This window comes from Bacillus sp. B19-2 (genome assembly GCF_022832475.1).
Classification (GTDB): Bacteria; Bacillota; Bacilli; order Bacillales; family Bacillaceae; genus Bacillus; species Bacillus paralicheniformis.
Genome location: NZ_JALHKQ010000004.1, coordinates 99,719 through 112,699, shown reverse-complemented (window position 1 = coordinate 112,699; position 12,981 = coordinate 99,719). Strand labels below are relative to the sequence as shown.

The window sequence follows — 12,981 nt, the reverse complement described above, 5'->3', positions numbered from 1 at the left end:
CACCGAGGACTTGCCCGCTTGTTAAGCGGGCGAGCCTATGAAAGGGGGATACGATCTTGAGCCAGTTCAAAAAAGAACATGTCCAGGACATATACTATTTGTCGCCGATGCAGGAAGGGATGCTGTTTCATACGCTGCTGCATCCGGGGCAAGGATTTTATATTGAACAAATCAGCATGCAGGTGAAAGGCTCTTTTCAAAAAGATATATTGGAAAAAAGCATGAATGTCATCATCGGCAGGTATGATATATTCCGAACCGTTTTCGTTCATGAAAAAATGAAACGTCCGGTTCAAGTCGTTTTAAAGGAAAGGTCGTTTCAGGCAGAAGAAATTGATCTATCAGGACTTTCTGAAGCAGACCAAAATGAGAGAATCGAAGATTATAAACGAAAAGATAAAGAAAAAGGGTTTAACCTCTCAAAAGACATTCCGATGAGAACCACGGTTTTTAAAAAGGGACAGGACCGTTACGAATGGGTGTGGAGCTATCATCATATTCTTCTGGACGGATGGTGCTTCGGGATTGTCGTACAGGAACTGTTTGAAGTGTACAACGCGCTCCGCGAAAACAGGCCATACAGCCTTGGGCCCGTCAAACCTTACAAAGACTATATTAAATGGCTCGAAAGTCAGGACAAACAAAAATCGCTGGCCTACTGGGAACATCATTTAGCCGGATTCGAAGGGCAGACGACGTTCAGCGAACAGCGGAAAAAACCGGAGCAAGCCGGCAATCAGCCGGAAGAACTGCTGTTTACCCTTCCAAAAGAAGATACAGAAGCGTTCACACAGCTTGCAAAAGCACATCATACCACGTTAAGCACGGCTCTTCAGGCGGTCTGGTCGGTACTGCTCAGCCGCTATCAGCGATCCCGCGATCTGATCTTCGGTACAGTTGTGTCAGGCCGCCCCGCTGACATTCAAGGTGTCGAGCACATGGTCGGTTTGTTTATCAATGTCGTCCCGAAACGGGTAACCTTTGGCGTGCAGACGACCTTTACGGAGCTGGTCGCTGAATTGCAGAAGCAGGCGCTCGAAGCTGAGCCGCATCAATATATGCCGCTCTATGATATTCAAAGTCATATCGCAGCGCCGAACTTGATCGACCACATTATCGTTTTTGAAAATTATCCGCTGCAAGAAGCCAACAAACAGCAGGAAGAAAAAAATCTCGGCTTCACAATGGACGATATCACCGTTTTCGAAAAATCGAATTATGATCTGAATTTGCTTGCTTCACCGGGTGAAGAAATGCTGCTGAAACTCGCATACAACCGGAATGTCTTCGAACCATCTTTCATCTTGCAGTTAAAAGAACAACTATTGACAGCTATTCGCGAGATCATCAGAAATCCGGAGCAGCCGCTTGACGACATTTGTGTCGTTTCCACAAAGGAAAAAGAGCGCCTTCTCCATGAATTTAACGGTCAAGTCCAACGGAAGCAAACCGGGCTGACGATCCCGCAATGGTTTGAGCAATGTGCTGAAGCGCTCCCGGAACAGCCCGCGGTATCAGCGGCCGGGCGGACGCTGACATATCGGGAATTGAACGAACAGGCGAACAAGGTCGCGCATCTTTTGCGTAAAAACAACGTCGGCCGCGGCGAACCTGTCGCTCTTTTGTTCCGCCGTTCCCCGGAAATGGTCATCGCGATACTCGCCGTCTTAAAAGCAGGGGGCGCCTATCTGCCGATTGACCCGGAATATCCTGAAGCGCGCATACAGTATATGCTGGAGGACAGCGGGGCTGTTTGCATGCTGACACAAGAAGAGCTTGCCGGCCGGGCGGCGTCGCTTTCTAAGAATACGATTTTGATCGACGATCCGGCAGTGTCTGCAGAAAGCGGGCGAAACCTTGAAATTGCCGCCGGGCCGGACGACCTTGCTTATATCATGTATACGTCAGGCACAACGGGAAAACCGAAAGGCAATCTGACGACACATGCCAATATTACAAGAGTTGTAAAAGAGACAAACTATATCAGTCTTTCCGAGAAAGACACCTTGCTGTCCCTTTCAAACTATGCGTTTGACGGCTTCACATTTGATATGTACGGCGCGCTTTTAAGCGGAGCAAAGCTGGTAGTGGCCGATCAGGCGACGATCCTCCATATCGGCAAGCTGACAGAAACGATTCAGAAGGAAAACATCACGGTCATGTTTGTGACAACGGCGCTGTTCAACCTCCTGGTCGATGCGGGAACAGAGTGGATGAAAGGGATTCGAAAAGTTCTGTTCGGCGGAGAGCGCTCATCTGTCAGCCATGTCAAGAAAGCACTTGCCGCCATGGGACCGGACAGAATCATCCATGTATACGGGCCGACGGAAACGACCGTTTTCGCGACGTTCTATCCGGTCAACCGCATCGAGGACAGCGCGGTTTCCATTCCGATCGGCAAGCCGATAAACGAAACCAATGCATACATTCTGACGGAAAATAACCGGCTTCAACCGATTGGAGCGGTGGGTGAATTGTGTCTGAGCGGTACAGGGGTATCACGCGGCTATTTGAACAGGCCGGAACTGACTGCGGAAAAATTCGCGCCGCATCCGTTTAACAGCGGTGAAACGATGTACAGGACGGGGGATCTGGCCCGCTGGCTGCCGGACGGCAATGTCGACTTCATCGGCCGGATCGATGATCAAGTGAAAATCCGCGGCCACCGAATTGAGCTCGGTGAAATCGAAGAGGAGCTGATGCGCTGTCAAGGCGTAAAGGAAGCCGTTGTAATCGCCAAGAAAAGCGGGAACGGGGATGCGGCGCTCACCGCTTATGTCGTCCCGGAGCAGGGAGCTGCGGTTTCGAACGAGAAGGTTCGCCGCCAATTGGCTCGGAATCTCCCGGCTTACATGGTGCCGGATGCATATATGATGCTTGAAGAGCTGCCGCTCACCACAAACGGAAAAGTCAACCGCCGCCTTCTTCCTGAAGCAGATGACCGGCCGAATCCAACAGAGCACCGGGCACCTCGCAATATGACGGAAGAAAAGCTTGCGGTCATTTGGTCTGAGGTTCTCGGCAGACAGCGGATCGGAATAGATGAGAACTTTTTTGAAATCGGCGGACATTCATTGAAAGCCATGGCTGTCACCTCCCGGATGCTGAAAGATCTCGCCATCGATGTTCCGGTGAATGTGTTGTTTGAAAAACCCACAATCGAGGGCCTCGCGGCTTATATTGACCAGGGCGGACTTACGAATGACGTGAAAAAAACCGTCTTCAATCAGGAAAGCACTCGCCATTTGTTCGCCTTCCCGCCTGTCCTCGGCTATGGCATCGTGTACGGCAAACTGGCCGAACAACTGCCGGAATACAAGATTCACGCGTTTGACTTTATAGAAAGCGCCGACCGCGCCGCGCGCTATGCAGATGCCATCTCCGGACTTCAGCCAGAAGGGCCGCTGACATTAATCGGCTATTCAGCCGGCTGCGGACTCGCCTTTGAAGTGGCGCAAACGCTCGAAAAGAACGGGCGGAAAGTCGAAAAGCTGCTGCTGATCGATTCATATATGAAGAACGGTGTCAGCGATTTAGAAGGGCGGTCAATTGAAGCCGATACGGCTGCCCTGATGGAAGCCAATAAGGACAATGAATATATGAAAATCAAGGCGGTCGCCGATGGCATCGCCAAAAAGATGACAGCCTATTATTCTTACTTTGTCAATCTTGTCCATCAAGGAACGGTCAGCTCCGAGATTCACTTGATCAAATCAGAGCAGGCGAAACCGCTCCCGGAATGGCTTTCGTCGTGGAAAGAAGGAACGGCGTCTTCTTATGATGAATACCAAGGTGCTGGAGGACATGATGAAATGCTCGCGGACGGCTTTGTCCAAACCAATGCAGATCTGATCAGACAGATTTTGGGCGAACGTGCCGCTGTAATCGGGGGTGCATGATGAATGAACGAGATCATTAAGCAGTTTGGAGCGCCGGCAGGCGGCACGCAGTTGATCTGTTTCCCGTTTGCCGGGGGATATTCGGCATCATTCAGACCGCTTTATGAACATTTAAAAGCAGATTTTGAAGTACTGGCGATCGAACCGCCTGGACACGGAACAAATCGAATGGCGTTTGTCGATAATTTGGAAGAACTCGTCGATCTGTATATAGCGGCGCTCAAGCCGAGGCTCTCCGCTCAATTCGTGCTGTTCGGCCACAGCATGGGCGGAATGGTTGTTTACAGGTTGACGCAAAAGCTTGAACAAGAAGGAATCTTTCCGGCAGCCGCGGTGATTTCAGCGATTCAGCCGCCTCATATTCAGCGGCAAAAAGTGTCCCACAAAAATGATGACGCATTTCTCGACCATCTCTTTCAGCTTGGCGGAATACCCCAACAACTTGAAGAGAACAGAGAAGTCATGAACTTTTTCCTGCCGTCATTCAGAGCGGACTACAGAGCGCTTGAGACGTTCTGCCATACGGATCATACGCCGCTCATGTCGCCTGTTCATATCCTGAACGGAGATCGCGATGAAAAATGCATGAAGGATGCGCTTGGCTGGAAAAAGTGGGCGCGTACGATCGATTTCCACTATTTCAAAGGCGGCCATATGTATCTTTTAGCAAAAACGGAACAAGTAGCCGCCAAGATCAAAACGATTGCCGCGGCCAGCCGCAAGGAGGCTGGTCCGACAATATAAAGAAAAACGGAAAATCGCTGTGTTGAAACAGCCGATTTTCCGTTTTTCAGCTTTTTTTCAGCCGATTTTCCGGCTTAACCAACGTCGCTCCGATCAGTCCGGCAATGATCATCCCCGTTCCTGCGAAGTGAAACCATTCAAGTGATTCCCCCAGCCATATGATCCCAGCCAAAATCGTCACCAGTGTCGCCAGATGATTAAACATGCTGATTTTGGCAGCTTCTATTTTTGAGAGAGCATAATTTGATAAAAATGATGTCGCAAACGATGACAACACACCTAAATACAAAATGGAAAGAACAAACACCGGATTAATGAAGGGGGCAAAAAATCCGCTCAGCGTACCGTCTGCCATATGACTGATCCCGGCGATGCCGTTGAAAAAAAGAAATCCCGCACCCGTTGTCACATATGTTAATTCAAGCGAGCTGAAGGTGCGCGTCATCTTTCTGGCGAGTACACTGTAGCCTGCCGATGAAAGCGCCGAAAGCAAAATCAGCGCCGCCCCTCTCAAATCGGAACTTCCGGTGCCTGCGCTTTTCATCATAAAGATGCAGGCCACCCCCGCCGCTGACAAGACGGTGAAAAAGAATTGCCGCTTCGTAAACCGTTCATTTAAAAAATAAGCGGCGAATATCATCGTAAAAATCGGGATCGCAGCTTGAATGATGCCGGCTTCAGACGAAGACGTGTAGACGAGCCCGAACACTTGAAAAGCAAAAAACATGACAGGATAAAATAAAGCTAAAGGCAGTACCTTCAGCGCGTCTTTCATGCTGATGCCGATCTTCACCCATCCAAGCAGAAGGGGAAAGAGCGCGGCCAAAAAAGCGATCGTAAAGCGATGGGCCAAAATGTCGACCGGACTCGCTGCAGTGAGAGCCAATTTGACAAAGAAAAAGGAAAACCCAATGATAAAAGCATAGAGCAAAGCTGCCGCATAAGCAGATTTGTTCAAAGTCGATCATCTCCGTTAAAGTATGCATGCAATACAGATATTTTACCGGCTTCTGTCATCTTATACGGAAGCGAAATCTGATACAATACAAAAAAACGGAATCTGTACCGTTACAGATTGGCGAAGGAGACGAACATGCACAAATATGTAGCGCTGATAAACGAATTGGAGGATATGATCGAAGACAAATCCTTTCAGGAAGGGGACAGGCTGCCGTCCATCCGCGAGCTGTCCGTACGCTTCAAAGTAAGCAAAAGCACGGTCATCAGGGCGTTCAGCGAGCTGGAGAGACAGCACCTCATCTACTCAGTGCCGAAAAGCGGCTATTACGTCGTGAAAAAAACGAATCAGCGGCCAAATCCCGGAAAGACTGTGATCGATTTCTCAGCATCTGCTCCTGATCCTGATGTCTTTCCATACATTGATTTTCAGCATTGCATCAATAAAGCCATTGACACATACAAAAACGATCTGTTTATCTATGGGACGCCGAAAGGTCTTCCGTCATTAATCGAAGCTATACAAAAAGAGCTTGCCAACGGCCAGGTGTTTGCGAAAGAAGAACACATTTTTATTACATCAGGCGTGCAGCAGGCCCTCGCTCTGCTCGCTTCAATGCCTTTTCCAAACGGAAAGCGGAAAATTCTGATCGAACAGCCAAGCTATCATTTACTGATTCAATACCTTGAAGTTCACGGCATCCCCGCAATCGGCATCGAGAGAACCGCTGAAGGCATCGATATGGACGAACTGGAGCGCATCTTCCAAACCGAAGACATCAAATTCTTTTATACGATGCCGAGATTCCACAACCCGCTCGGGACTTCCTATACGGAACGGGAAAAAATGGCCATCGTCAAGCTGGCGGAAAAGTATGACGTCTATATCGCCGAGGATGATTTTTTAGGAGATTTGGAGAATCATAAAAAGGCTGACCCGTTACATTATTATGACGTTTCTTCACACGTGATTTATTTGAAAAGTTTCTCAAAGATTATTTTTCCGGGTCTGCGGGTCGGAGCCGCTGTGCTGCCCGCTTCTCTGACAGATGTGTTCAACCGGTACAAACAGCTGCTCGACATTGACAGTTCCATGCTGTCTCAGGCCGCTTTGGAGATCTATTTGAAGAGCGGGATGTTTGAAAAGCATAAGCAAAAGATCCGTTCTTCCTATCAAAAAAGATCATGCCTTCTGCATGATCTGCTAAAAGAATGTGCCGCGTCACTAGGAGATGTGCTTGAATTCCACCCTCCCGGACATCCGGCCATCCACACCCATATCGAATTGAACCGGACGATCCCGGCATCCCGTCTGATCAAAAGCTTACAAAAACGGAACGTCCTGCTCGAACCGGTAAACGCTCATTATATGTCGGCCTTTCCAAAAAGAAATCTTTTAAAAATCAATACGTCCAATGTAAAGGAAGACGACATCCGCCGCGGCATCGACCGATTGCGGCAAGCGGTGGAAACCGCTTATTTTTAGGACGGAACTTTTTAAAGCGTTGACAGTTCAGCGCAGCTTTTCATCACAATGCGGCCTGGAAATTCAGGCGCGGCGGAACACACCGCCATTTTATAGCCTGGATCAATTTCATAGGCTTGGATATAGCAAGGCGGATAGTCCGGGGGGGTTTCCACCGAGGCGCGTCCTTGTTCGTTCAGTTTGACGGAGAAGGAATCAAGCGGCAGAGACAAGCCTTTTCCCGCCTGTTTGATAAAGCTTTCTTTCATCGTCCACAAATGATAGAAATACGACAGGCGCTCTGAGTCGTCCTTTTCCATGAGATCATGGTGTTCGGAAGGTGAAAAAAACCGCTTGGCAATGTCGAAATTGATCGGCTTGATTTTTTCGACATCCACTCCGATCGGCTGCGTGCCGGCTCCGCACACGATCCAGTTTCCGGAGTGGGAAATGTTGAAATGAAAGTCGTTCAGACCTTCAGCAGCCGGTTTGCCGTACCTTCCTTCCGTAAAACGGATCTGATCGTTCGGCAAATGAAACGTTTCACTGATGATGTGCCTCGCCAGCACTTCCCCGATCAGCGTCCTGCTGGCATCCTCGGGATATCTGTATCGGCCCACTTTTTTGCGCTTTTCTTCAGACACCATGGCCATCATTCGGTTAAATTGGCCGGCTTCCGGCAGCTGATCCATATAAACGGCGTAAATCTTCATCAAATGCAACCTCTTCACATGATATTTTTTCTGCTTTCATTTTAGCAAACGGGCAGCAGGAAAGATAGGCATGATACCTGTGCAGAATGGAGTGATGAACATGTTAGACGGAACATTGATAAAAGATACATACTTCGGGAGGGAGCTTTTGATCTATCTTCCTCCTTCATACGGGAGCGGTGAAAACCGTTATCCCGCCCTATACGTACACGACTTGGGTGATTTGTTCGATCCGGCACACAGCGGCAGTTTGCCCTCAATCGAAAAGCTGTTTTCGAATCAGGAAGTGCCGGAATTGCTGCTGGTCGGAGTGGCTCCGAAAGACAGGGAAAGCGAATACACGCCTTTTCCCAAGCCGCATTTGCTGCCGAATAAACCGGAGTACGGCGGGAAGGGCAGCGAATATGCCGCTTTTTTGGCCAATAGGCTCAAACCTTATATCGACGGGCGCTACCGAACGAATCCAAACCGTGAACATACAGGAATCATCGGAAAGTCGTTCGGCGGATTGATCTCGGTTTACACGGCGTATGTAGCATCTGAGACTTTTGGGAAAATCGGATCTTTGTCAGGGTCTTTCTGGTTTGAAGGAATGACCGAATTTATGAAGAATAACCGCTTTGAAAATGAGCATCTGCGCATTTATATGGATGTCGGAAGCGCAGAAGGGGCAGACAGGGATAATCTGCAGAAGGAGATGATACCGAGGACGAAGGAAGCCTTCAGCCTGTTAACCGAAAGCACCGCCTTCGAAAAAGAACTGAAGTTTGTCATTGATGAAGGAGGCTTACATCGGCTTGAGAGGTTTGCGAACCGTTTTCCGGAAGCCGTCAAATGGCTGTTCGGCTCCTGTCACAACAACGCACGGAATGACAGGAATGTCTGATTGGCATGAAGTATCGTTGTAAATGAGAGGAGCGGAAGCAATGGACATTCTGAATCGTTTGGCTGAAAGCATCGATTATATTGAAAAGCACTTGGATCAGCCGCTGAAACACGAAGAAATCGCCAAAATCGCATACTGTTCGAAATTTCATTATCAGCGGATGTTCTACATGCTGACGGGTGTCACGCTTGCCGATTATATTCGGAAAAGAAGGCTGACAGTCGCCGCGCAGGAGCTGGCTGCTTCACAAATAAAAGTGATTGATGCTGCTTTTAAGTACGGCTACAACACACCGGAATCATTTTCAAAGGCATTCAGCCGCCTTCATGGCATCAGCCCTTCACAGGCCCGTGAAAAAGGCCGGACGCTCAGGGCATTTCCGCGTCTTTCCTTTCATATTCAAATAAAAGGAGTGGAGGATATGAATTATAAGGTTGTTGAAAAAGAATCGTTTCAGGTGATCGGCAAAGCGTTGGAGGTTACGGTGAGGAATGGTCAAAACAAAAAAGATATTCCGGCTTTTTGGAACGAATTAAATCACAACGGCTTTACCGATTCTTTGAAGCCGCATATCGGCCAACTCGGCTTCCTTGGCGTCTGCATGGATTTTAATGATCAAGCCGATACGTTCCATTATGTCATCGGGGTCGAAAAAACAACGGCTGACACGCCTGACGGCTGTGTCGAAAAACCGATTCCTGCCGCAACATGGGCCGTATTTGAGGCCGTCGGTCCCGTCAATCCCGCTGTTCAAGCCACATGGGAAAGGATCTTCTCGGAGTGGTTTCCGGCAACGGGCTATGAACTGGCAAACGCTCCGCAATTTGAAGCTTATCCGAAAGACGGGGACATTATGGCGCAAGACCATATCACAGAGATTTGGATACCAGTAGTAAAGAAATAAGTCTGAATAAAAAAAACGGATGAAACGCTCATCCGTTTTTTTTCAGCGACATATGTACAGGCTTGGCAGTTCTGATGCGCCTTCCTGTCATTGCTGCTTTTAAAAGCTGTTTGGACTGCGGCAAAGAAAACCGCAAAATCAGGCCTGTTAAAATGGCGGTTAAAACAGTGCCGATGCCGATCGGCCCGCCAAGCAGCCAGCCGATCAGTAAAATCGTCAGCTCCATTCCGTTGCGGACCCACTGAACATTCCAGCCCGTTTTCTCGGAAATCAAAAGCATCAAGGAGTCGCGCGGACCCGCACCAAGATCGGCCGACACATAAATGCCGACTCCGTAACCGATAAAAATGACGCCGATCACGAATACGACAGTGCTTGAAATATACGTTTCCGGGTCTGGAAGAATATAAGTAAAGAAATCTATAAAAATACCGATTAACAGCATATTAAGCACGGCGCCGATTTTCGGCCATGCTTTTGTAAATAAGGACGTTAAACCTACAATAACCGCCCCGACAATAATCGCCCATTGGCCGACCGTAAGGCCCAAAAGCATATACAGCCCGTAGTGAAACGCATCCCAAGGACCGATGCCGAGCACTTTCCCTTCAATCGTAAGAGAAACCCCAAAAGACAAAACAATCAATCCGACAAAATAAAAAAGCCAGCGCAAAACAAGTTCCCGCTTCAATGGATTCCCCTCTTTTCAAAAAAAAACAATCGATTGTCATTGTATCACATTCTTCAGAACGGATAAATGCGGATTTCGGCATCCGGCTCTTCAATTTACATAATTATGATGATATTCCAATTAATGAAAATGATGTATGATAGCTGTGGAGATACATTTTCCATTATGGAAGGGAGAAATTCAGAGTTTGATAGCGGATCCTGACCCGTTTGTTTCTTTCGACGAGCATCATCGGCCAGCTCTATTTGACAGAGCCGATGGGCGAACGGAGCGCTTGGGCCGTTCTTGTATGCTGGCTCTTTGCTGTCATTGCGGTTCAGCAGTTTGCAGCGAAAAAACAGCAGATTTTATGAAAAAAGGAGGGGAATGGCGTTGATTTTTTTAGTAAGGCTGATCTGCCTTGCCTTTTTAGCCTGTCTCGCGCTGTTGCTTATATTGAACTATGCACCTTTTCTGGCGATGCCCGTTTGGATCGCTTTGATCATTGCCTTAATCGTCTGCCTGTATCTTGCCTTTATAGAGGAAATGAAGGAATGGAGAAGACGAAAGCACTGATCTTTTCTTCAGCGTTTTTTCTTGGATGAAAGAACATTTGCCAAAACGAAATAGATGACGGCCGTCCCGGACACAAACAATAAAAATTCTTTCCACTCTCTTGCCGTCATGTATACAAGGCGGCGGATTTCGAGATGTTCATCCAAGTAATAAGCCTGGGTATATGCGCTGACTATCATGCCGGTAAAGGCGAATAGACCGAACACATTGAGCACCATTCTCATACTGAAAGTCTTTTTCTCTGTTCCGTGTTTCATTTTAAAGAAATCCTTTCCAATATGAATTTATTATTCTATTGTACGGAAATATCGATCAAATGTTTCGAAAACTTCTTAATCTATCGTTAAGAAGTTTTTTTATTTGAAAGAAAATGTAAAAGATAAAACAATTTCATGAACTTTTTGAGCGAAGGCCTAAAAATATAGGAATATTATACCGATATGGCAAGTGAAAACTTTTTCCGAAATATTAAAGACAAGGCAGGAGAGAAAATCATGCAGCAACGCAATACACCGGATGTACAGAAATGGTTTCCGAGCGAGGACGGAAATGAAGCGAAAAGACATGAATTCCTATCATTGATCGAACAGCTGATCAAGGGAGTGGACGAGCTGAAAAATCCGGATCAGGTCAACCTTGGCGGCGAGAAGAACCGTGAGGGCTTCTTTTATGAAGAGCTGGCCGCAGAGAGCCGGATTCCGCATGAAGGTGCGCCGATGAAAGAAGTTAACGAAGAGCTGTTGAAGCTGTTGCACGGCCATCCGTATCATACCAAATACTTTTTCACGAACATTCTGCCGATGGCGAGCATCCCGGGGATATTAGGCATGCTTACGGCGTTCATGGTTAATGGCAACAACCTGTGGGATGTTTACGGTCCGGCCGGAGCGGAGGCGGAAGTGAAAGTTACGGCGATGATGTCAAAGCTTGCGGGGTATGATGCCGAAACAAGCGGAGGCTACACGACATGGGGAGGACAAGGTGCGGTATACAGCGGCCTCAGAATCGCGATTGCCAAAATGGCGCCGTCATCGCTGAAGGAAGGGGTTCCCGGCAATTTCTACGCGTTTTGTTCTGAAGCGGCTCATTACAGCTTGTATAAGTCAATGGAAGCCGCAGGACTCGGGAGCGATCATTTAATTAAAGTCAAAACAAATCTCGACCATTCGATGGATACGGAAGATTTGCGAGCGAAGCTTAGACAAGTCTGCGAAGCCGGGGGCATTCCCGTTTATATCGTAGCGACGACAGGAACGACAGATGCGATCGGCATCGATGATGTGAGCGCTGTCCGCCGTACGGCTGAAGAAACGGCGAAAAGCTTCGGACTGCCGGTTCCGCATATCCACGCCGATTCCGCCTTGGGAGGATTTTTTGCCTTCTTTAATGAGTACGATCTGAGTGAGAACGCTTTATCCTTCAGTCCCGGTGTCCTCAGCATGATCAAGCCGATTCAGGAAAAAATGAGGCATCTGCACGCAGCCGATTCGCTTTGCTTTGATTTTCAGAAGCTCGGACAGACGCCTTATGTGACAAGCCTGTTTCTTGTGAAAGATCGCAACGACTTAAAACGGATCGATCTGGATCCTGATGAGACGCCGTATGTCGGCCACCGCGGCTATGGGGACTACCATACGGGCTACACGCTGGAATGTTCGCGCATGGCCAGTTCGATCAGTATGTACAGCGCGCTGATGGCATTTGGCTATGAAGGCTATCAAAAGCTGCTCGGCCAGTTTCTTGAAGTCAACCTGAATTTTAGGGAACAGCTGTCTCAGCAGATTCCGGAGGCCGATATTGTGAACCCGGACAACTTCGGCATGTCTACACTGTTTCGCATTTATCCTGAAGGTGCGCCTAGGTTTGAAGACGAAATTTCGGGAGCATGCACCATTCAAGAGCTGGAAAGAAACAATGCACTCACTGAAAAACTATTTGAAAAGCTCGGAACCAAAAGGGACAAGATGTTTTTTGGCGATACGAAAAAGCACTTGCTTGTGAAGTCCTGTGAAGGGACTGAAATACCGCTTTGCGTCAGCAAATTTTTCGTCATTTCTCCGTATACCATGCCTGAACATGTCCCGGGAATAATCGATTATTTAAAAGAAAATATTGCGGAAGTCTGCCGGGAGCATGGATCTCTCATGACAAATTAAAGGGGATATAG

12 protein-coding genes are annotated in these 12,981 nt (G+C 48.0%); 8 read left to right on the top strand and 4 right to left on the bottom strand.

The genetic code is table 11. From position 1 onward, the window contains the following. Nucleotides 1-56: 56 nt before the first annotated feature. Together licC and licTE are read left to right on the top strand one after the other, a co-directional pair. A complete protein-coding gene (licC, locus tag MST20_RS16630; protein WP_243943589.1) occupies nt 57-3,899 on the top strand; it encodes a lichenysin non-ribosomal peptide synthetase LicC in 3,843 nt (1,280 codons plus the stop codon). Nucleotides 3,900-3,902: 3 nt separating this feature from the next. Then, entirely contained in the window at nt 3,903-4,643 is a 741-nt protein-coding gene (licTE, locus tag MST20_RS16625) for a lichenysin biosynthesis thioesterase LicTE (RefSeq protein ID WP_165426006.1), read from the top strand. A 46-nt stretch (nt 4,644-4,689) separates the two neighbouring features. Here licTE and MST20_RS16620 read toward each other — a convergent pair whose 3' ends face one another. Then, entirely contained in the window at nt 4,690-5,601 is a 912-nt protein-coding gene (locus MST20_RS16620; protein ID WP_243943588.1) for a DMT family transporter, read from the bottom strand. Nucleotides 5,602-5,736: 135 nt separating this feature from the next. Between MST20_RS16620 and MST20_RS16615 the strand changes: the two genes are divergently transcribed. Continuing rightward, the gene (locus MST20_RS16615; protein ID WP_243943586.1) at nt 5,737-7,086 is read left to right on the top strand and encodes an aminotransferase-like domain-containing protein; all 1,350 of its coding nucleotides are present in this window, start codon (nt 5,737-5,739) and stop codon (nt 7,084-7,086) included. An 11-nt stretch (nt 7,087-7,097) separates the two neighbouring features. On the opposite strand, the gene MST20_RS16610 is transcribed toward MST20_RS16615, so the two are convergent. Further along, nucleotides 7,098-7,778, bottom strand: a complete 681-nt coding sequence (locus MST20_RS16610; RefSeq protein ID WP_243943584.1) for a 4'-phosphopantetheinyl transferase family protein — start codon at nt 7,776-7,778, stop codon at nt 7,098-7,100. A 100-nt stretch (nt 7,779-7,878) separates the two neighbouring features. Here MST20_RS16610 and MST20_RS16605 point away from each other — a divergent pair, with 100 nt between their 5' ends. Both MST20_RS16605 and MST20_RS16600 read left to right on the top strand, forming a co-directional pair. Beyond that, complete coding sequence (locus MST20_RS16605; RefSeq protein ID WP_243943582.1) at nt 7,879-8,664, top strand: alpha/beta hydrolase; 786 nt, start codon at nt 7,879-7,881, stop codon at nt 8,662-8,664. Between the two features lie 40 nt (nt 8,665-8,704). Further along, nucleotides 8,705-9,568, top strand: a complete 864-nt coding sequence (locus tag MST20_RS16600) for an AraC family transcriptional regulator (protein WP_243943580.1) — start codon at nt 8,705-8,707, stop codon at nt 9,566-9,568. Between the two features lie 28 nt (nt 9,569-9,596). Here the strand turns inward: MST20_RS16600 and MST20_RS16595 are convergent, their stop codons facing one another. Beyond that, on the bottom strand, nt 9,597-10,259 hold the full coding sequence (locus MST20_RS16595) for a YczE/YyaS/YitT family protein (protein ID WP_080131238.1): 663 nt from the start codon (nt 10,257-10,259) through the stop codon (nt 9,597-9,599). Between the two features lie 209 nt (nt 10,260-10,468). Between MST20_RS16595 and MST20_RS16590 the strand changes: the two genes are divergently transcribed. After that, nucleotides 10,469-10,612: a hypothetical protein gene (locus MST20_RS16590; RefSeq protein WP_243943578.1), complete on the top strand. Its 144-nt coding sequence runs from the start codon at nt 10,469-10,471 to the stop codon at nt 10,610-10,612. A 13-nt stretch (nt 10,613-10,625) separates the two neighbouring features. Continuing rightward, on the top strand, nt 10,626-10,814 hold the full coding sequence (locus MST20_RS16585) for a hypothetical protein (RefSeq protein WP_243943576.1): 189 nt from the start codon (nt 10,626-10,628) through the stop codon (nt 10,812-10,814). 8 nt (nt 10,815-10,822) lie between these two features. On the opposite strand, the gene MST20_RS16580 is transcribed toward MST20_RS16585, so the two are convergent. Beyond that, a complete protein-coding gene (locus tag MST20_RS16580; RefSeq protein WP_243943573.1) occupies nt 10,823-11,071 on the bottom strand; it encodes a hypothetical protein in 249 nt (82 codons plus the stop codon). A gap of 237 nt (nt 11,072-11,308) precedes the next feature. On the opposite strand from MST20_RS16580, the gene MST20_RS16575 reads away from it, so the two are divergent. After that, nucleotides 11,309-12,970 (top strand): pyridoxal phosphate-dependent decarboxylase family protein, encoded by a 1,662-nt coding sequence (locus MST20_RS16575; RefSeq protein ID WP_243943571.1) that lies wholly within the window; start codon nt 11,309-11,311, stop codon nt 12,968-12,970. Nucleotides 12,971-12,981 lie beyond the last annotated feature (11 nt).